This window comes from Kosakonia sp. PSU_27 (assembly GCF_039409795.1).
GTDB lineage: Bacteria > Pseudomonadota > Gammaproteobacteria > Enterobacterales > Enterobacteriaceae > Kosakonia.
In genome coordinates this window covers 205295-224693 of sequence record NZ_JBCIVK010000008.1, presented here as the reverse complement: position 1 = coordinate 224693, position 19399 = coordinate 205295, and the positions used below count along the sequence as shown (strand labels likewise).

Annotated in this window: 19 protein-coding genes; 7 read left to right on the top strand and 12 right to left on the bottom strand. The window is 54.0% G+C overall.

All coding sequences use genetic code 11. The features are described from left to right. Nucleotides 1–13 precede the first annotated feature (13 nt). On the bottom strand, nt 14–868 hold the full coding sequence (gene ampE / locus AAIG26_RS20445; protein ID WP_020456563.1) for a beta-lactamase regulator AmpE: 855 nt from the start codon (nt 866–868) through the stop codon (nt 14–16). Continuing rightward, on the bottom strand, nt 865–1428 hold the full coding sequence (ampD, locus tag AAIG26_RS20440; RefSeq protein WP_020456562.1) for a 1,6-anhydro-N-acetylmuramyl-L-alanine amidase AmpD: 564 nt from the start codon (nt 1426–1428) through the stop codon (nt 865–867). Before ampD ends, ampE begins: the two co-directional genes overlap by 4 nt. A 129-nt stretch (nt 1429–1557) precedes the next feature. On the opposite strand from ampD, the gene nadC reads away from it, so the two are divergent. The 4 genes from nadC to hofC all read left to right on the top strand — a co-directional run bounded on the left by nadC (nt 1558) and on the right by hofC (nt 5658). Next, the gene (gene nadC / locus AAIG26_RS20435; protein WP_044489563.1) at nt 1558–2451 is read left to right on the top strand and encodes a carboxylating nicotinate-nucleotide diphosphorylase; all 894 of its coding nucleotides are present in this window, start codon (nt 1558–1560) and stop codon (nt 2449–2451) included. 176 nt (nt 2452–2627) lie between these two features. Further along, the gene (gene ppdD / locus AAIG26_RS20430) at nt 2628–3062 is read left to right on the top strand and encodes a prepilin peptidase-dependent pilin (protein WP_020456560.1); all 435 of its coding nucleotides are present in this window, start codon (nt 2628–2630) and stop codon (nt 3060–3062) included. Between the two features lie 9 nt (nt 3063–3071). Further along, complete coding sequence (gene gspE / locus AAIG26_RS20425) at nt 3072–4466, top strand: type II secretion system protein GspE (protein WP_045511944.1); 1395 nt, start codon at nt 3072–3074, stop codon at nt 4464–4466. Next, on the top strand, nt 4456–5658 hold the full coding sequence (gene hofC / locus AAIG26_RS20420) for a protein transport protein HofC (RefSeq protein ID WP_343181355.1): 1203 nt from the start codon (nt 4456–4458) through the stop codon (nt 5656–5658). The genes gspE and hofC overlap by 11 nt, the downstream gene beginning before the upstream one ends. A 32-nt stretch (nt 5659–5690) precedes the next feature. Here hofC and AAIG26_RS20415 read toward each other — a convergent pair whose 3' ends face one another. Further along, on the bottom strand, nt 5691–6734 hold the full coding sequence (locus AAIG26_RS20415; protein ID WP_020456557.1) for a GMP reductase: 1044 nt from the start codon (nt 6732–6734) through the stop codon (nt 5691–5693). Nucleotides 6735–7053: 319 nt separating this feature from the next. Between AAIG26_RS20415 and coaE the strand changes: the two genes are divergently transcribed. From coaE to yacG, 3 genes are read left to right on the top strand one after another with little or no spacing between them, the layout of a single operon-like run. Continuing rightward, the gene (coaE, locus tag AAIG26_RS20410) at nt 7054–7674 is read left to right on the top strand and encodes a dephospho-CoA kinase (RefSeq protein WP_269232232.1); all 621 of its coding nucleotides are present in this window, start codon (nt 7054–7056) and stop codon (nt 7672–7674) included. After that, nucleotides 7674–8417 carry a cell division protein ZapD gene (zapD, locus tag AAIG26_RS20405; protein WP_097406981.1) on the top strand — a complete coding sequence of 248 codons (744 nt, stop codon included), beginning with the start codon at nt 7674–7676 and terminating at the stop codon, nt 8415–8417. The genes coaE and zapD overlap by 1 nt, the downstream gene beginning before the upstream one ends. An 11-nt stretch (nt 8418–8428) precedes the next feature. Continuing rightward, the gene (gene yacG / locus AAIG26_RS20400; RefSeq protein WP_160271175.1) at nt 8429–8623 is read left to right on the top strand and encodes a DNA gyrase inhibitor YacG; all 195 of its coding nucleotides are present in this window, start codon (nt 8429–8431) and stop codon (nt 8621–8623) included. Between the two features lie 27 nt (nt 8624–8650). On the opposite strand, the gene mutT is transcribed toward yacG, so the two are convergent. The 9 genes from mutT to murC form a co-directional block, all read right to left on the bottom strand. Next, nucleotides 8651–9040: an 8-oxo-dGTP diphosphatase MutT gene (gene mutT, locus AAIG26_RS20395; RefSeq protein ID WP_343181354.1), complete on the bottom strand. Its 390-nt coding sequence runs from the start codon at nt 9038–9040 to the stop codon at nt 8651–8653. Between the two features lie 59 nt (nt 9041–9099). After that, nucleotides 9100–11805 carry a preprotein translocase subunit SecA gene (secA, locus tag AAIG26_RS20390; RefSeq protein ID WP_020456553.1) on the bottom strand — a complete coding sequence of 902 codons (2706 nt, stop codon included), beginning with the start codon at nt 11803–11805 and terminating at the stop codon, nt 9100–9102. 60 nt (nt 11806–11865) lie between these two features. Next, nucleotides 11866–12372, bottom strand: a complete 507-nt coding sequence (gene secM / locus AAIG26_RS20385) for a secA translation cis-regulator SecM (protein WP_249880753.1) — start codon at nt 12370–12372, stop codon at nt 11866–11868. Nucleotides 12373–12650: 278 nt separating this feature from the next. After that, on the bottom strand, nt 12651–13568 hold the full coding sequence (gene lpxC / locus AAIG26_RS20380) for a UDP-3-O-acyl-N-acetylglucosamine deacetylase (RefSeq protein WP_020456551.1): 918 nt from the start codon (nt 13566–13568) through the stop codon (nt 12651–12653). 100 nt (nt 13569–13668) lie between these two features. Next, on the bottom strand, nt 13669–14817 hold the full coding sequence (ftsZ, locus tag AAIG26_RS20375; RefSeq protein WP_007373153.1) for a cell division protein FtsZ: 1149 nt from the start codon (nt 14815–14817) through the stop codon (nt 13669–13671). A 61-nt stretch (nt 14818–14878) separates the two neighbouring features. Then, nucleotides 14879–16135, bottom strand: a complete 1257-nt coding sequence (gene ftsA / locus AAIG26_RS20370; RefSeq protein ID WP_017457932.1) for a cell division protein FtsA — start codon at nt 16133–16135, stop codon at nt 14879–14881. Next, the gene (ftsQ, locus tag AAIG26_RS20365; protein WP_045511930.1) at nt 16132–16980 is read right to left on the bottom strand and encodes a cell division protein FtsQ; all 849 of its coding nucleotides are present in this window, start codon (nt 16978–16980) and stop codon (nt 16132–16134) included. Before ftsQ ends, ftsA begins: the two co-directional genes overlap by 4 nt. Before the next feature lies 1 nt (nt 16981). Further along, entirely contained in the window at nt 16982–17902 is a 921-nt protein-coding gene (locus AAIG26_RS20360; protein ID WP_160271178.1) for a D-alanine--D-alanine ligase, read from the bottom strand. Then, nucleotides 17895–19370, bottom strand: a complete 1476-nt coding sequence (gene murC, locus AAIG26_RS20355; protein ID WP_269232236.1) for a UDP-N-acetylmuramate--L-alanine ligase — start codon at nt 19368–19370, stop codon at nt 17895–17897. Before murC ends, AAIG26_RS20360 begins: the two co-directional genes overlap by 8 nt. Nucleotides 19371–19399: the final 29 nt, after the last annotated feature.

Below are 19399 nucleotides of genomic sequence, written 5' to 3'. Positions count from 1 at the left end.
CTGCGGCACGCGGTTAAATCAGCGTGCCGTAAATCGTTAACAGCGCCACCACGACCACCAGCACCAGCGACGTTTTTTTCGCCATTGAGACAGCGGCTTTCGGCGTTTCGACTTTATCGGTGTGCGGCTCGCGCGCCAGCGAGAACTGCGCAAGACGCGTCAGCACCTGGTATTGTGAAGTATGGCGATCGCCCAACGACGCAAACCAGGCCGGGAGCGCTTTTTCACCGTGTCCGACCAGCGCGTAGACCACACCCGCGAGGCGCACCGGTATCCAATCCAGCAGATGCAAAATGGCGTCAATGCCAGACTGCTGACGCTCGTTTGGCGTTTTGTAACGCGCCAGCCAGTATTGCCACGCACGCAATGAGGCGTAACCGACCAGCAACACGGGTCCCCACGACGCTCCCACGATAAACCAGAACATTGGCGCGAGATAAAAACGGAAGTTGATCCATACCAGCGCGTTTTGCAGCTCGCGCAGAAACTCGCGCTCGTCGCAGCCTGGCGGCACGCCGTGGATCAGCGTCAGCTCATTCGCCATTGCCGTGTGGGCATGTGCGTCATTGCGCGCTGCCGCTTTCAGATAGGCGTGATAGTGCAGCCGCACTTTACCCGCGCCGATACACAACACGCCGAGCAAAATCCACACTACCAGCAGCGGAACATTGAAAAACAGCCCATACAATGCGCGCAAAATCAGGAAGGTGACCAGCATCGCCAGCGCGGTCATCAGCAACGTTCTGAACATCGAGTAGTGTTTTACCCGCCGGAACAGCACTTCCATCCGATGATCCAGTTGCCAGTGCTCGCCCAGTTTAAACAGCCGTTCTGCTGCTAATACCAGCAACAGGGTGAATAACGTCATGGCATCTCCTTTTCTGACATACCGGCAACCAGCGCACGAAATCTCGCCCAATCAAAAGCCGGCCCGGGATCGGTCTTGCGTTCGGGGGCGATATCGCTATGCCCGGTCATATTGTCGGCAATCGACGGGTAAAGCTCAATCACCGTTCGTGTCACTGCCGCCAGCTGGCGGTATTGCGCATCGGTATAAGGCAGATGATCGGTGCCCTCAAGCTCGATACCAATGGAAAAGTCGTTACAGCGTTCCCGCCCATGATACGAAGAGACGCCTGCATGCCAGGCGCGTTTATCAAAAGGCACATACTGCACAATCTCGCCATCACGGCGAATCAGGCAGTGTGCGGAAACGCGCAGATGAACAATCTCTTCGAAGAACGGATCGGCGCTGGCATCCAGCGTGCCGGTGAACAGCGCGTCTATCCACGGGCCGCCAAATTTACCGGGGGGCAAGCTAATATTATGTACCACCAGTAATGAAGGCTGTTCATCGTCCGGGCGGCAATCAAAATGGGGAGACGGCACATGCCGCGCCTCAACCAGCCAGCCCTTGCGTAACTGCATAAGGAACTCCTTATAGAGGATGGTGCTGAAACACGCTTCAGAGTAGCATGTTTGCACTGTGTCCCGTAATGGCGTTGCCAGCAGGACATCACCTAACTTTGTGATTCGTTACCCTTTTTGGAGTTTATCATGCCGCCTCGCCGCTATAACCCCGATCACCGACGTGACGCGCTGCTCGAACGCATCGAGCTGGATATCCCCGCCGCCGTGGCTCAGGCCCTGCGTGAAGACCTGGGTGGAGAAGTCGATGCAAATAACGACATTACCGCGCAATTGTTACCGCCAGAGAACCGCTCTCATGCGGTGATCATCACCCGTGAAGACGGTGTATTCTGCGGCAAACGCTGGGTTGAAGAGGTCTTTATTCAACTGGCGGGCGATGATGTCGCCATCACCTGGCATGTCGCGGATGGCGACGTGATTCACGCTAACCAGCCGCTATTTGAGCTTGAAGGCCCTTCGCGCGTGTTGTTGACCGGCGAGCGTACCGCGCTCAATTTTGTCCAGACACTTTCCGGTGTCGCCAGCGAAGTACGCCGCTATGTGGATCTACTCAGCGGTACTAAAACACAGCTGCTGGATACCCGCAAAACGCTGCCGGGGCTGCGCACCGCCCTGAAATACGCGGTGCTATGCGGTGGCGGCGCGAACCACCGGCTGGGTCTATCCGATGCATTCCTCATCAAAGAGAACCACATTATCGCTGCGGGTTCTGTACGTAAGGCTGTTGAGCAAGCCTTCTGGATGCATCCGGATGTGCCGGTTGAAGTCGAGGTGGAATCGCTGGAAGAGCTGGATGACGCCCTGAAAGCCGGCGCGGACATCATCATGCTGGATAACTTCGCCACTGAACAAATGCGCGAAGCCGTGAAGCGTACCCATGGTCAGGCACGGCTGGAAGTTTCCGGCAACGTGACGCAGGAAACCCTGCGCGAATACGCCGAAACCGGTGTTGATTACATCTCGGTCGGGGCACTCACCAAACATGTTCGCGCGCTCGACCTGTCAATGCGCTTTCGTTAGTCCTCACTTTTGAACGGGCCACAGGCCCGTTTATTTTGCGTGCTAACTCGCACCTTTTTTGTTGTGAACTGCAATTTCATCAACAACGCTGGAAGCCTCTTTCCCACTCTTCTTTTTGCGTCTCGCCAGCCAGTCCAGGGGCTGACAGAGTAGCGGCTCAAAACAAGGAGCCGTTTATGAACAGACAGCAAGGATTCACCTTAATTGAGCTGATGGTGGTTATTGGCATCATTGCCATTTTGAGCGCTATCGGTATACCTGCCTACCAAAACTACCTGCGTAAAGCCGCGCTAACCGACATGCTGCAAGCCTATGTTCCCTATCGCACCGCAATCGAGTTATGCGCGCTGGAGCGCGGTGGCTTAGATACCTGCGATGCCAGCAGTAATGGCATCCCCGCGCCAACAACCACGCGATATGTTTCTGCCATGAGCGTTGCAAAAGGCATCGTCACGCTGACCGGGCAAGAGAGTCTGAACGGGCTGAGTGTGGTCATGACGCCACAGTGGAATAGTGCCGAGGGTATGCAGGGTTGGACGCGCACATGCAATACGCAAGCGGATAGCGCACTGCAACAGGCTTGCGAAGATGTTTTCCGTACCGGACGCTAAGGAGCAGCGATGAAAGAGGACAAACTTATCGCGCTCTGCCAGCGCCACAATGCGGTTGTGCTCAATAACGAAATCGATGTGCTCACTATTGCCGTTGTGGATAGCCCCAGCACAGAGCTGATGGAATCGCTGCAATTCGCGGTGCAAAAACGCATCGACATCCGCTGCTGGACACCGGAACAGATGGATAAGCACCAGCAGGTAACCGCGCAGCCCCCAGTACCGGTAATACAAGAGCCCAAAGAAGAGAGCGGCTCTGCGGTAGAAATTTTAAACCACACGCTGCAACAGGCACTGATGCTACGCGCTTCCGACATCCATTTTGAGCCCGGCGAAACCCAGTATGTCATTCGCCTGCGTGTTGACGGGGTACTGCATGCTTTAACGCCGCTCCCCGGCACACTTGCCAGCACCCTGACAGCAAGGCTAAAAGTGCTCGGTAATCTTGATATCGCCGAACGACGTCTCCCGCAGGATGGACAGTTCAATGTCGAGTTGTCAGGGCAGTCTGTTTCGTTTCGTATCGCAACCCTGCCCTGCCGCCACGGCGAAAAAGTCGTCTTACGGCTTTTGCACCAGGTTAACCAGGCGCTGGAGATCGCCGCCCTTGGTATGACGGAAACGCAAATGGCGCTCTTTAATAACGCGCTGGCGCAACCACAGGGGCTATTGCTGGTCACCGGGCCTACCGGCAGTGGTAAAACAGTAACGCTATACAGCGCACTTCAGGCGCGTAACAAGCAGGAGGTCAACATCTGTAGCGTTGAAGATCCGGTCGAGATCCCGCTGAACGGTTTGAATCAGACGCAGATTAACCCGCGTGCCGGGTTGACCTTTCAAAGTGTGCTGCGCGCCTTACTGCGCCAGGATCCCGATATCATTATGGTCGGCGAAATCCGCGATGGCGAAACGGCGGAAATCGCCATCAAAGCCGCACAAACCGGCCACCTGGTGCTGTCGACATTACACACCAACTCGACCAGCGAAACGCTGGTGCGCATTCAGCAAATGGGGGTTGCGCGCTGGATGATCTCTTCCGCGCTTTCGTTGGTTGTCGCGCAGCGGCTGGTGAGAAAACTGTGCCCGCATTGCCGCAAGCTGGGAGTGGAAAATAACCATTTGCCCGACAATCTGTGGCCGCGCCCGCTGCCTCGCTGGCGCGCCGAAGGTTGTGAGCAGTGCTATCACGGTTTCTATGGACGCGTCGCGTTATTCGAAGTACTCGCCATCACCCCGGACGTTCGCCAGGCCATCGCCAGCGATCTCAGCGCGGATGAGATCGAACAGCGGGCACGCGCAGGGGGGATGACCACGCTTTTTCAGCATGGCTGCCTCGCCGTTGAACAAGGGCTGACCACGTTCGAGGAGCTGGTACGCATATTGGGTTTCCCTGATGGCAAGTAAACAACTCTGGCAATGGTCCGGGCTCGAAAAAAGCGGTGAACTGCAAAGTGGGTTGTTCTGGAGCGAAAACCGCACCAGCACACTGTTGCTGTTGAACCAACAGCAAATTCATCCGCTTGCGATAAAGCGCTGCGTCATACGGCGCGCACTCTGGAAGCCGGAACACAGCAGCCAGTTACTTCATCAACTGGCAACCTTACTGCGGGCAGGACTCACGCTGCCGGAAGGGTTACAACTTCTGGCTGAACAGCATCCTGCAAAACAGTGGCGCGCATTGTTACATCATCTGGCACAAGCGCTGGAGCAGGGTGAAACCTTCTCCGCTGCACTGCGCCAATGGCCAGAAGTGTTTCCACCGCTCTGGCTGGCAATGATTCGCACCGGTGAATTAACCGGCAAGCTGGATGAGTGCTGCTTTAAACTCGCCAGCCAGCAAAAAGCGCAGCGAGAGTTAACACTGAAAGTGAAAAAAGCGCTGCGCTATCCGTTAATCATCCTCGCACTGACTGCCGTCGTGGTGCTGGCCATGATCTATCTGGTACTACCGGAATTCACCGCCATTTACCGGACATTCAATACCCCGCTGCCGATGCTGACGCGAGGTGTCATTGCGGGTGCTGCGATCATGCAGCAAGCGGCACTGCCCTTAATGGTGTGCGCATTATTAACAAGCGGTGTTTTACGGATGCTGCGCAACCATACAGGCTGGCAACGCCATCGGCAGCGGTTACTACTGGCAAGCCCGATCATTGGCCCGCTGGTTCGGGGTCAGCGCCTGAGCCAGATATTTACCGTCCTGGCACTGACGCAGCGTGCGGGGATCGCGTTTTTGCAAGGGCTGGAGAGCGTACGGGAAACTCTCTCCTGCCCTTACTGGCAGGCGGTGCTGCAACGCGCGCATCAGGAAATTACTCAGGGTGCGGCTATTTCGGCAGCGTTACAACAGAGTGGTGAATTCCCACCATTGTGCATTCAGTTGGTTCGCACAGGGGAAGTTTCTGGCGCGCTGGACAGCATGCTGGAGAATCTGGCCCGGCATCATAGCGAACAAACCCAGCGTCAGGCTGATGGTCTGGCCGCAGTGCTGGAACCGCTCTTACTGGTGGTTACTGGGCTTATTATCGGGGTATTAGTTGTGGCAATGTATTTGCCCATCTTTCATCTGGGAGATGCGATGAGTGGTGGCGGATAATGCAGGCGCAACGCTGTGCGCCTGCAAACTCGTCAGAGGCTATTGAAAACGCGGTTTTCCTGCTCCTGAACGCGGATAAAGGTGGTGCGTTTGGTCAGCTCTTTCAGGCGGGAAGCGCCAACATAAGTACAGGCTGAACGCAAACCACCGAGGATATCGCGCGCAGTATTTTCCACCGGGCCACGCAGCGTCAGCTTCACGGTTTTGCCTTCCGCCGCGCGGTAACCTGCAACACCACCAACGTGGCGATTCATGGCGGATTCGGAGCTCATGCCATAGAAAAGCATGTATTTCTCACCGTTTTCTTCAACGATGGTGCCACCACTCTCTTCATGGCCCGCCAGCATACCGCCGAGCATAACGAAATCCGCGCCGCCGCCGAAAGCTTTCGCCACATCGCCAGGTACGGTACAGCCACCGTCACTGACAATCTGCCCCCCGAGGCCGTGAGCCGCATCGGCACACTCGATCACCGCAGACAACTGAGGGTAACCGACGCCGGTTTTTACGCGAGTGGTGCACACAGAACCCGGGCCGATACCCACTTTCACGATGTCGGCGCCGGAAAGAATCAGCTCCTCACACATTTCACCCGTGACGACGTTACCGGCACAGATAGTTTTATTCGGCCAGGCTTCACGTGCTTTAGCAACGAACTGCACGAAATGTTCTGAGTAACCGTTCGCCACATCGATGCAGACAAAATTCAGATCTGCATGTAACGCGAGGATCTGTTTGGTTTTTTCGAAATCAGCATCGGATGTGCCAGTAGAAACCATCACATGACGCAGCACATCAGCTGACTCACGCTGAATAAAGGCTTTCCAGTCTTCAACAGAGTAGTGTTTGTGTACAGCGGTAAGAATATCGAAGGACGCCAACGCTTTCGCCATCGCAAACGTGCCAACGGTATCCATATTGGCAGCGATAACGGGTACGCCGGACCAGTTCATCCCGGAATGTTTAAATGTGAATTTGCGCTCCAGCTCGACATCGGAACGGCTTTTGAGGGTTGAACGTTTAGGGCGGATAAGAACGTCTTTGAAACCTAATTTCAGATCTTCTTCAATACGCATGTGTGCAGATTCCTGGGGTTAATGGCGACATGACAAACTCACAACTCCAGTGACGCTATCATACGCGCTAATAAGGACCGTGCAAGACTGCGAAATTCTCTTTTTTTACGCTACAATCCTATAAATTTACCTGGTGAACAGGCAAGTTTGGGTTAATTGATTTCATTGTCGCTTGCTTTAATCACAACCAACTGAATAATTTAATAATTATATTAGCACTTTTGCGTTTTTCTCTTATCAGAGACGGCAAAATACCGTTACGAAAGCAGGAAAAAAGACGCAGAGTGGTGAATGGCAGGCTATTTTAGGACTAAGCGTTATGGGGTATACGGTCGCGTTAACTGGCGGCATCGGCAGCGGTAAAAGCACCGTGGCAAATGCCTTTGCTGAATTGGGTGTTAATGTTATCGACGCGGATATTATCGCACGTCAGGTTGTGGAACCCGGAACCGAAGCATTACGCGCCATTGTCGGACATTTCGGCGCTGAAATGCTGCTTAAGGACGGATCACTGAATCGTCGTTTGTTGCGCGAACATATTTTTGCATCCCCAGCCGATAAAGCATGGCTAAACGGTTTGCTCCACCCGCTTATTCAAAAACTGACCCGGCACCAGATTGCGCAAGCGACGTCACCTTATGTACTGTGGGTTGTTCCGTTGCTGGTGGAAAACCAGCTTTATGATAAAGCCGATCGCGTTTTAGTCGTCGACGTCCCGGTTGAGACACAAATTTTACGCACCATGCAGCGCGATGGCGTCAGCCGGGAACATGCAGAAAAAATTCTCACGGCTCAGGCCACGCGTGAAGCGCGACTTGCCATCGCGGATGATGTTATTGACAATAATGGCGCACCAGATGCGATAGCATCGGATGTTGCCCGCCTGCATGCAGCCTATCTACGTTATGCTTCGCAGGCCGTATCACAGGAAAAACCGTAATGCACACCCACATCCTTTTTGAACATCCGCTTAATGAAAAGATGCGTACCTGGCTGCGCGTTGAGTTTTTACTGCAACAACTTTCGGTTCATTTACCGGTGAGCGATCACGCAGGCGCGCTGCACTTTTTCCGCAACGTAGGTGAATTGCTGGATGTGTTTGAGCGGGGCGATACCCGCACTGAATTACTGAAAGAGCTGGAACGTCAGCAACGTAAACTGCGCGCCTGGAGCGAAGTGCCCGGCGTTGATCTCAATCGTATTGAGGCTATCCGCCAGCAGCTGAAAGAGAGCGGCGCTGTACTGATGACCGCACCACGCATCGGTCAGTTATTACGTGAAGATCGCCTGATTGGGCTGGTGCGACAGCGCCTGAGTATCCCCGGCGGATGTTGTAGTTTCGATTTGCCCACGTTGCATATGTGGCTGCACTTACCCCAAGAACAGCGCGATGCGCAAATCGAAATATGGCTTGCAAGCCTTGAACCGCTGCGCGCAACGCTATCGCTGATCCTTGATCTTATTCGCAACGCTGCACCATTTCGTCGCCAGACCAGCCTGAATGGTTTTTACCAGGATAATGGCGAAGATGCCGACCTGCTGCGCCTGCAATTGCCTTTGAAAGAGCGTTTATATCCACAAATTTCCGGCCATAAGAGCCGCTTTGCTATACGTTTTATGCCCCTCGACAGCGAAAACGGCCTGGTACCGGAGCGGCTAGATTTTGAACTGGCCTGCTGTTAAGGAGTTCCGTAATGACTGAAGCTACGATGGTTAACTGCCCAACCTGCGGCAAAACTGTGGTCTGGGGTGAAGAAAGCCCGTTTCGCCCCTTCTGCTCCAAACGCTGCCAGCTTATTGACTTAGGCGAATGGGCTGCAGAAGAGAAGCGTATTCCAAGTTCAGGCGATCTCTCCGACAGCGATGACTGGAGTGAAGAGCAGCCGTAATCGCCAACAAACCAGCTGGCGTGTTGCTTAGCGCTGCGCCAGCCTGGTGATAACGGGTTCATTCGCCGGCGGGAAATCTTCCGCATTCAGCTTATCCTGCGCTATCCACTCGCCTGGTTGTCCCTCTTTACCCCAGGGCAGCCCTTCCCAGCGCTCTACCAGCCAGAACCACAACGTGATATAGCGATCCGGGAACTGATATTCCAGCTTATCAAACAGTACCGCTTCAACAGGTGTTATACCCACTTCTTCCTGTAATTCGCGGATCATAGCCTGCTCAGGGGTTTCACCGGCTTCAATCTTGCCGCCGGGGAATTCCAGTTTATTTGCCATATGCGCATCGGCGGCTCGCCGGGTAATAAAGATTTCTCCTTGCGGATTACGGATGATCCCTACGGCGATGTTGAGTATTTTCATTCTGCAGATCCCATAAAAAAGGCGCAGATATCTGCGCCTTCGTAATTATTATTAACGCGTTATGCCAGACGCCCGTGGCACTGTTTGTATTTTTTACCGGAACCACACGGGCACGGATCGTTGCGCCCTACTTTGCGTTCGCCAGTTTGTGCGGCAAGTTCTGCCGCAGCGGCGGATTCGTCATCCTGGTGGCTCAGCTGCTGCATCTGCGCCAGACGTTCAGCTTCCTGACGGCGCTGCTGCTCCATCTCTTCCACTTCTTCCGGCATACGCACCTGTACCTTACTCAGCGTGCTGATGACTTCGTATTTCAGCGACTCCAGCATCGCAGCAAACATGGCGAAAGATTCACGCTTATATTCCTGCTTCGGATCTTTTTGCGCATAGCCACGCAGGTGGATACCCTGACGCAGATAATCCATCGCCGCCAGGTGCTCTTTCCACAAGGAATCAAGCGTTTGCAGCATTACGCCTTTTTCGAAGTGACGCATCATCTCTGCGCCAACAACTTCCTCTTTGCGCTGATAGGTTTCAACCGCGCTTTGCAGAATACGTTCACGCAGCGTTTCTTCATGCAGATCCGGCTCTTTATCCAGCCATTCTGCGATCGGCAGGTCGAGGTCGAAGTCGTTTTTCAGACGTTCCTGCAGACCAGGAACATCCCACATCTCTTCCAGAGACTGCGGTGGAATATGGCCATCAATAGTCGCTTTAAAGACATCTTCACGAATGCTGGTAATCGTTTCGCTAACATCAGACACGTCCAGTAATTCGTTACGCTGGGTGTAAATCGCGCGGCGCTGATCGTTGGCCACATCATCGTATTCCAGCAGTTGCTTACGAATGTCAAAGTTGCGGCTTTCCACTTTACGCTGGGCGTTGGCAATGGCTTTGGTGACCCACGGGTGTTCAATCGCTTCACCCGGCTTCATCCCCAGCTTACGCATCATGCCGGAAACACGGTCGGAGGCAAAAATACGCATCAGCGCATCTTCCATGGAGAGGTAGAAACGGGAGGAACCCGCATCACCCTGACGACCAGAACGACCACGCAACTGGTTATCGATACGGCGTGATTCGTGACGCTCAGTACCGATAATGTGCAGGCCGCCAGCCGCCAGCACCGCGTCGTGACGCACCTGCCAGTCGGCTTTCACTTTGGCGATTTGCTCAGGCGTTGGATCTTCGATCTCAGCCAGCTCAGCCTGCCAGCTCCCGCCCAGCACGATATCCGTACCACGACCGGCCATGTTCGTCGCAATGGTCACCGCACCGGTGTATCCCGCTTGCGCCACGATATCTGCTTCTTTGGCGTGGAATTTGGCGTTCAGAACGTTGTGCTTGATGCCCGCTTTTGTCAGCTCATTGGACACAACTTCTGATTTTTCGATGGAGATAGTCCCCACCAGCACTGGCTGACCTTTAGCTGTACGCTCTTTAATGTCTTCGATAATCGCCTGAATTTTTTCCGCTTCAGTCATATAGACCAGATCCGGCATATCTTTACGGATCATTGGGCGGTTAGTCGGAACGACAACGGTATCCAGTTTATAGATTGAACTGAATTCGAACGCTTCGGTATCCGCAGTACCGGTCATCCCGGCGAGTTTTTCATACAGGCGGAAATAGTTCTGGAAGGTGATCGAGGCCAGAGTCTGGTTTTCATTCTGGATTTCCACGCCTTCTTTGGCTTCAACGGCCTGGTGCAGACCATCGGACCAGCGACGCCCCTGCATGGTACGCCCGGTATGTTCATCAACGATAATGACTTCGCCATCTTTCACGATGTAGTCAACATCGCGGGTAAACAGCGCGTGGGCACGCAAAGCAGCAGTGACGTGGTGCATCAGCATGATATTCGCAGGAGAGTAGAGCGACTCGCCCTCTTCCATGATGCCTTCTTTTACCAGCAGCTCTTCAATCAGCACCAGACCACGCTCGGTCAGGGTAACCTGACGCGCTTTCTCGTCTACGGAGAAGTGGCCTTCACCCTGGAAAGTGTCAGAATCTTCTTTCTCCTGACGAATCAGATGCGGGATGATTTTGTTCACTTTTTTATACAGATCGGAGCTGTCTTCCGCCGGACCAGAGATGATCAGCGGAGTACGCGCTTCATCGATCAGGATGGAGTCGACCTCATCCACCAGTGCGTAGTGCAGTTTACGTTGCACGCGTTCTTCAGGGCTGAACGCCATGTTATCGCGCAGGTAATCGAAGCCGTATTCGTTGTTTGTACCGTAAGTAATGTCAGCGGCGTAGGCTTCGCGTTTAGCAACAGACGGCATGCCCGGCAGGTTGATGCCAACGCTCAAGCCGAGGAATTCAAACAGTGGACGGTTATTTTCGGCGTCACGTTGCGCCAGATAGTCGTTCACCGTTACGACGTGCACGCCTTTACCACTCAGGGCGTTCAGGTAGGCCGGCAATGTTGCGGTTAACGTTTTCCCTTCACCGGTACGCATCTCTGCGATACAGCGATCGTTAAGCACCATACCGCCCAGCAGCTGCACGTCGAAATGGCGCATGCCGAACACGCGTTTACTCGCTTCTCGCACGACAGCGAACGCTTCTGGTAGCAGGCTATCTACGCTTTCGCCTTTTTCCAGACGCGCGCGAAACTCAGCAGTTTTACCTTTCAGCTCGTCATCGCTGAGCTGCTCCATGGCCGGTTCCATGGCGTTAATCTGGGCAACAGTTTTACGCATGCGACGCAGCGTACGATCGTTACGACTACCGAATACTTTAGTTAACAAATTGGTAAGCATAATAAAAATCTCAAGCGCCCCGTTTTACGGAGCTAAAAAATGGATAAAAAGACTCGTTTTTTAGCTGAGACGCTGAGGCCCGGCGCGGATACCTTGTACCTGGCTTATCCAGGTGGAAACGCGAAACGCGGTATGCGGTACGAAGGTGGTTTGGGCTGCAAGACGAACAATTGCTGGCGGCTTACTTTCCAGCGTCAGCAGCGCGCTGAGCGTGTCCAGCAAAGCAAGATGGTGTGCCTGAATCGGCAACGGCTCTTCCGTTGCCACCGGCAGCGCTTGCGGTGCCATGGCGAACGAAAGGTGGCGAATAACGGTGCGAATGGCATGTTGGTGCCAGTAGTCGACGGTGAAATTCGGACGACGTTTGGCTTCCAGCAAGGCAAAGCTGCTGAAATTGACCGCGCTGGCGTTATCGTGATTGCGGGTCGTTTCGCGTGCTGGCTGAGCGGTTTCTGTATTACAGGCAAGTGCAGGCAAACCAAAACTCGCCGCGACCATCCCTAATAAGAGATGCGGCCAGAAATAGCGTCTGCCAAATTGTCGCCAGCGCGTCAGTATTCCGCTCACTTGCTCCACCCTAAAATCACACCTGTCTCAAAATGCGTCAGTGTATGTCGTTTTGCGCCCCAAATCTTACCACTAAAGCCATCACGCCACAGCAGTATTCGGGCATAGCAAGGCAGAAAACTGGACAGGAAAGCAGCAGTCGCGCTAAAAAAAGCGGGAGAAAGGTTTTGAATTTAATCCGCGCACCGGCGTTTTTGATGAAATGCCCAAATAAAAACGACTGGTTTCCCTGACCGGAGAGAGTGCCAGGTTAACCAGTCGATTTTGAAGTTATGGCGTTACGCCAGAACCATTGACGGGGCTTTGAATGCCAGCGGCAGTTCTGCTTCGTCTTCGAAAGTCACATATTCCCAGGCTTCCTGTTTCGCCAGAACAGCCTGCAACAGTTTATTATTCAGCGCATGACCAGATTTATAAGCGGTAAATGCACCAATAATATTGTGACCACACATGAACAGATCGCCAATTGCATCCAGCATTTTGTGGCGAACAAATTCATCTTCGAAACGCAGGCCGTCTTCGTTCAGTACGCGATAATCATCAACTACGATGGCACAATCGAAGCTACCGCCCAGGCACAGTCCACGAGACTGGAGGTATTCGATATCACGCATGAAACCGAAAGTACGCGCGCGACTAATCTGGCGCATAAACGCGTCGGCAGAGAAGTTCATTGCGTAACGTTGCGTACTGGCATCAATTGCCGGGTGGTTAAAGTCGATGGTGAAGTCGAGTGTGAAACCGTTATGCGGTTTGAACTCAGCCCACTTGTCACCGTCTTCAACGCGCACCGTTTCTTTGATGCGAACAAATTTTTTGGCGCTGTTCAGCTCTTCGAGCCCTGCATCCAGCAGCAGGTAAACGAATGGTGCTGCACTGCCATCCATAATCGGAATTTCCGGCGCGTCAACTTCGACAATAATGTTGTCGATGCCTAAACCCGCCAGAGCAGCATTCAAGTGCTCAACGGTTGAAATCCGCACGTCATGCTCGTTGACCAGACAAGTACAGAGCATTGTATCACGCACAGATTTAGCATCAGCCGGGAAGTCTACCGGTGGATTTAAGTCAGTGCGACGATAGATGACCCCGGTATTTGCCGGCGCAGGGCGCAACGTCAGTGTGACTTTTTTGCCGGTATGTAAACCGACACCAGTCGCCTGAACGATACGTTTAAGTGTCCTTTGTTTGATCATCGTATAATCTCGCCTAATTACCAATCCATCCAAATTGTATAACACAATCGGACGGCCAGTTTAGCACAAAGAGCGACGAAGCCCAACTTCCAGCAAATTCTTAATCTGCTTGTTTACGCAAAAACGCTGGAATATCCAGATAATCAGGCTCTTTGGTGGTCTGCGGCGTATTGTCGTTAACCACTTTCGCTGGTTTCTGCTCCTGCTGCATCGGCTGCATGCCGTGCTGCTGATAGCGATCCATTACCGGCTGCTGCGCTTGTTTATTGGTGACCAGGGTAATTTCCGGACGCTTGTCCATACCGATACCGGTCGCAACAACAGTGACACGCAGTTCATCGTTCATATCCGGGTCAAGGGAAGTACCGATAACCACGGTTGCGTTATCCGATGCAAACGCACGGATAGTGTTACCCACAGTCTCGAACTCATCCAGACGCAGGTCAAAGCCCGCCGTAATGTTAACCAGCACGCCTCGCGCACCAGACAGATCGATATCTTCCAGCAGCGGGCTGGAAATCGCCATTTCGGCCGCTTCTTCCGCGCGATCTTCGCCGCTGGCAACGCCAGAACCCATCATCGCGTAGCCCATTTCGGACATCACGGTGCGCACGTCAGCAAAGTCGACGTTCATCAGACCCGGGCGCGTAATCAGCTCGGCAATCCCCTGCACTGCGCCTTTAAGAACATCGTTAGCCGCGCCAAATGCGTCCAGCAAAGAAATACCACGACCCAGCACTTTCAGCAATTTGTCGTTAGGGATGGTAATCAGCGAGTCCACATGCTTGGACAGCTCAGTAATCCCCTGCTCCGCAAATGCCATACGCTTCTTGCCTTCAAAATTGAAAGGCTTGGTCACGACAGCAACGGTCAGGATACCCAGATCTTTTGCAACTTCAGCCACTACAGGTGCCGCACCGGTACCGGTACCGCCGCCCATTCCCGCTGCGATAAAGACCATGTCAGCACCTTCCAGCGCAGCGCGTAGCGCTTCACGATCCTCTTCCGCCGCGTTACGGCCAACTTCAGGGTTTGCCCCAGCGCCCAGACCTTTGGTGATACCACCACCGATCTGAATGGTTTGCCCCACCGCTGTTTTACGCAACGCCTGCGCGTCGGTATTCACCGCGAAGAACTCAACCCCTTCGATGCGCTCGCGCACCATATGCTCTACGGCGTTACCGCCGCCGCCGCCGACGCCGATGACTTTAATCACCGCGTCGTTGGTTAATTCCATCGGTTCAAACATAATCTCTCTCCGTTGTGCCTGTCGCCTGAAACCGCTAATTCTCTACGGTCTCTGAAAAAAATTAAAACTCTTTTCGCAGCCAGCTGTTGATTCTTTTGAACCACGAACCCACTGACACGCGTTTTTCAACTTCTGCTTCACCACTTAAATGGGTCTCTTTCCCGTAGTGCAGCAGCCCCACCGCCGTTGAATAATACGGCTCCTGGGCGTAATCCGTTAAGCCAGTAATATTGAGCGGCGCACCAATACGCACCTGCGTATGGAACACGCGCTGCGCGCAGGCCGCCAGGCCTTCCATTTGCGCAGCACCGCCAGTCAACACAATCCCCGCCGCCAGATGATGCTTCACACCTTGTTGGCGAAGCTGTTCTTGTAACTGCAAAATTTCGTCGTTCACCAGGTTGAGCAGCTCGGTGTAGCGCGGCTCGATAACGTCTGCCAGCGTCTGACGCTGCAGGCTACGCGGCGGACGGCCGCCGACACTCGGCACCTCAACGCTCTCGTCTTTGCCAACCAGCGACCCCAGCGCACAACCATGGCGAACTTTAATCGCCTCTGCATCGCTCGGCGGTGTACCAAAGGCATAGGCAATGTCGCTGGTTACCACGTTCCCGGCATAAGGGATAACTTTGGTATGACGCAGCGCACCGCCGGTATAAACCGCCATATCCATTGTACCACCGCCGATGTCGACAACGCAGACACCCAGCTCACGTTCATCTTCAGTCAGCACGGAGTAGCTGGAAGCCAGTCCGGCAAAAATAAGTTGGTCAACTTTCAAACCACATCGTTCAACGGCTTTAACGATGTTTTTCGCCATGTCGTTATGGCAAGTAATCAAATGCACTTTCGCCTGCATGCGTACGCCAGACAGACCTACCGGGTTTTTGATCCCTTCCTGGTAGTCGATAGCGTACTCCTGCGGAATCACATGTAAAACACGGTGTTCATCGCGCACGCGTACCGATTTAGCCGTATGCACCACGTTTTCCACATCTTCCTGCGTAACTTCTTCTTCCGAAATCGGCACCATACCAATTTCGTTCTGGCAGCTAATATGTTTCCCCGAGAGCGCAAGGTAGACCGATGAAATCTGGCAATCGGCCATCAATTCAGCCTGATCGATAGCGCGCTGAACGCATTTCACCACCGATTCCAGATCGTTCACTCCGCCTTTATCCATCCCACGAGACGGACAACTGCCTACGCCAATGATATTCACAATACCGTCGGGCAGAACTTCCCCTACTAAAGCGGCGACCTTCGCGGTGCCAATCTCCAGTCCTACTACCAGTTTTCTGTCCGTCGCCTTGATCATTGTTGCTCTGCCTGTGCCTGATTCTGTTGTGCCTGATTTTGCTGCTGATTCGGTTCCTGAACAGGGGCCGCTTTCCAGCCTACGGCCGCACCTGAGTCATAGCGTAAATCCACGTAGCTAATCTCTTTGCCATCCGTTTGCGCCTGTTGCTGGAGCACCGGGTAGAGTTCCACAAAGCGCGCCAGACGTTTCATCGTATCGCCACGGCCCAGATTAAGCTTGATGTCATTGCTGAGCGTTACTTGCCATGAACGCCGCGCGGTCATCGCCGCCTCTTTTAACGTGAATTTATCCTTTGCCAGCACTTGCCCCATGTCACGGTAGCCCTGTAATACTTCGCTTTCGCTCCCTTCAGGGCCGTACAACATCGGTAAAACCTGTTTACTGGTACGTTCGGCCGGCACGCTAAATGCGTTGCCGTCCACATCGACCATATGTTGATCATTCCACCGTGCAATGGGCACATATTCAACCAGATGAATCTTCAATTCGTCTGGCCACTGTTTTCTGACGCTCGCCTGCTTGATCCAGGGCAGACGTTCTATCTGGCTTTGAATGATATTAACGTCCTGCGTCATAAACGTGCCGGGCGCGCCCAACGCCAAAATAGACTGGCGAATATCATCGTTGCGGGTGTAATGGCGATCGCCTGTCAACACCAGCTTTGATAACGGCAAACGCTGCGCGTCGTCCATCCAGCCCAGTACCACCCAGCCACTCACCAACACAGTGCACAGCACCGTCAGCAGGAATACGATACCTGCAAGACGCGTTCCATTGTTGCGGCGGGAGATTTTAACAGCCTCCGCTTCGCGGTTTCGCGTGTTCAGCGCAGCCTGTGACATATCACTCCGCCAATTCCAGAATGCGAACAACTAATTGGGAGAAACTCAGCCCCGCCTGACGTGCCGCCATCGGCACCAGACTATGGCTGGTCATTCCTGGTGACGTGTTCGCTTCCAGCAAATAAAACTGTCCATCGCTGTCCAGCATGACATCAATACGGCCCCAGCCACGACAGCCTAAAATTTGCCAGGCTTCACGTGCCAGGGCTTGTAATGCTGCTTCATTGTCCGCTTCCAGACCTGATGGGCAAAAATACTTCGTCTCATCAGAGAGATATTTCGCCTCATAATCATAGAAGATTCCCGCCGGTTGAATACGAATCGACGGTAAAATTTCATTTCCAAGCAATGCGACGGTAAATTCCGGCCCACAGAGCCATTTTTCGATCAGAACTTCATCATCATGTTGAAATGCAAGCGCTAATGCTGCATGCAGTTCTTCTTTTTTATCGACCTTTGACATCCCGACGCTTGAGCCTTCGCGGCTGGGCTTGACAATAACAGGTAACCCCAGCACCTCAATCCGTTGAATATCAATAGTTTTCAGGCCTGATTCAAATTCGCCGCGCGTCAGTGCTACCCACGGCGCGACGGGCAACCCTGCCCCCTGCCACAACAGCTTGCTGCGCCATTTATCCATCGAAATCGCCGAGGCCATCACACCGCTTCCGGTGTAGGGAATATCGGTTAATTCCAGCAGCCCCTGCAGAGTACCATCTTCGCCGCCGCGGCCATGCAGGGCGATAAACGCTTTACTGAACCCCATCTCTTTCAGGCGGGTGACATCCACATCGCGCGGATCCACACCATGCGCATCAACACCGCCTTCACGCAAACCTGCCAGCACCGCTGCACCGGAATTAAGCGAAACGTCACGCTCGGCGGAGGTTCCGCCCAGCAGAACCGCTACTTTCTCAGCCACGGCGCTCTTCCTCCACAGTCTGCGGTTTCAGTTTGCTCTCGGCCAGGCTGCGCGCAATCTTCCCGACGTTACCGGCACCCTGGATCAGGATCAGATCGTTACCGGTCAGCACCGGTGCCAGCATCGCGGCAACCTGCGCCGGATCGGACACCAGGATCGGATCGATCTTGCCGCGCCCGCGAATAGTGCGGCACAGAGAACGGCTATCTGCGCCTGGGATCGCTGCTTCGCCCGCCGGATAAACTTCCAGCATCAACAGCGAATCCACCTGGGTCAGCACATTGGCAAAATCGTCATACAGATCGCGAGTACGCGTGTAACGGTGCGGCTGAAACAGCATCACCAGGTTTTTATCCGGCCAGCCTGCACGCGCCGCTTTGATAGTGGCGTCCACTTCTGTCGGATGGTGACCATAATCGTCAACCAGCATCGCGGTACCGGCTTTACCGTTTACATCTTGCAGCGGATATTCACCGAGGAAGTCGAAACGGCGGCCTGTACCCTGGAAGCTTTCCAGCGCGCGCAGGATCGCGTCATCTTCGATCCCCTCTTCCGTCGCTACCGCAACAGCCGCCGCCGCGTTTAACGCGTTATGGCGACCAGGCGCATTCAGCGTCACGCGCAGTTCCGGTTTATCCTGGCGCACCAGCGTAAAGTGCCCTTGCGGACCAACCTGGCGGTAGTTTTCCACGCGAACATCCGCATCATCGCTAAAGCCGTAGGTCGTAATCTGGCGACCTACACGCGGCAACAGCTCCCGAATCACCGGATCGTCGACGCACATCACCGCACGGCCATAGAACGGCAGGTTGTGCAGGAAGTTGATAAAGGTCGTTTTTAAATTCTCGAAGTCGCCCTGGTAGGTATCCATGTGGTCAGCTTCGATATTGGTGACGATCGCCACCATCGGTTGCAGATGCAGGAACGAGGCATCGCTCTCGTCCGCTTCAGCAATCAGGTAACGGCTGTGCCCCAGGCGCGCATGCACGCCAGCGGCTTTAACCAGGCCACCATTAACAAAAGTCGGGTCCAGCCCGGCTTCTGCATAAATACTTGCCACCATCGCGGTGGTGGTCGTTTTGCCGTGCGTACCGGCAATGGCGATGCCGTGGCGAAAACGCATTAATTCCGCCAGCATCTCTGCACGGCGAATCACCGGAATGCGCGCTTCATGTGCCGCGACGATTTCCGGGTTATCGGCAGAGATCGCGCTGGAAACTACCACTACGCTCGCATCGCTTACGTTTTCCGGGCGGTGGTTGAAATAAATCGTGGCGCCAAGCGACGTCAATTGCTGCGTAACCGGATTGGGCGCCAAATCGGAGCCGCTAATCTGGTAGCCTTCGTTGGCCAGCACTTCGGCAATACCGCCCATGCCAGCACCGCCAATGCCGACAAAGTGAATGTGCCGGACGCGACGCATCTCGGGCACGATTGAACGCAGTTTCGCCAGTTCTTGTGTATTCATTCTCTAAACGCCATCGACTACTTAAATTT

Coding starts and splice junctions, on each gene's coding strand:
- secA (WP_020456553.1), bottom strand. CDS start 11,805: ATGCTTACCAATTTGTTAACTAAAGTATTCGGTAGTCGTAACGATCGT.
- coaE (WP_269232232.1), top strand. CDS start 7,054: ATGGGGTATACGGTCGCGTTAACTGGCGGCATCGGCAGCGGTAAAAGC.
- ampE (WP_020456563.1), bottom strand. CDS start 868: ATGACGTTATTCACCCTGTTGCTGGTATTAGCAGCAGAACGGCTGTTT.
- ppdD (WP_020456560.1), top strand. CDS start 2,628: ATGAACAGACAGCAAGGATTCACCTTAATTGAGCTGATGGTGGTTATT.
- ftsA (WP_017457932.1), bottom strand. CDS start 16,135: ATGATCAAGGCGACGGACAGAAAACTGGTAGTAGGACTGGAGATTGGC.
- AAIG26_RS20415 (WP_020456557.1), bottom strand. CDS start 6,734: ATGCGTATTGAAGAAGATCTGAAATTAGGTTTCAAAGACGTTCTTATC.
- nadC (WP_044489563.1), top strand. CDS start 1,558: ATGCCGCCTCGCCGCTATAACCCCGATCACCGACGTGACGCGCTGCTC.
- mutT (WP_343181354.1), bottom strand. CDS start 9,040: ATGAAAATACTCAACATCGCCGTAGGGATCATCCGTAATCCGCAAGGA.
- ftsQ (WP_045511930.1), bottom strand. CDS start 16,980: ATGTCACAGGCTGCGCTGAACACGCGAAACCGCGAAGCGGAGGCTGTT.
- ampD (WP_020456562.1), bottom strand. CDS start 1,428: ATGCAGTTACGCAAGGGCTGGCTGGTTGAGGCGCGGCATGTGCCGTCT.
- gspE (WP_045511944.1), top strand. CDS start 3,072: ATGAAAGAGGACAAACTTATCGCGCTCTGCCAGCGCCACAATGCGGTT.
- zapD (WP_097406981.1), top strand. CDS start 7,674: ATGCACACCCACATCCTTTTTGAACATCCGCTTAATGAAAAGATGCGT.
- ftsZ (WP_007373153.1), bottom strand. CDS start 14,817: ATGTTTGAACCGATGGAATTAACCAACGACGCGGTGATTAAAGTCATC.
- lpxC (WP_020456551.1), bottom strand. CDS start 13,568: ATGATCAAACAAAGGACACTTAAACGTATCGTTCAGGCGACTGGTGTC.
- murC (WP_269232236.1), bottom strand. CDS start 19,370: ATGAATACACAAGAACTGGCGAAACTGCGTTCAATCGTGCCCGAGATG.
- yacG (WP_160271175.1), top strand. CDS start 8,429: ATGACTGAAGCTACGATGGTTAACTGCCCAACCTGCGGCAAAACTGTG.
- hofC (WP_343181355.1), top strand. CDS start 4,456: ATGGCAAGTAAACAACTCTGGCAATGGTCCGGGCTCGAAAAAAGCGGT.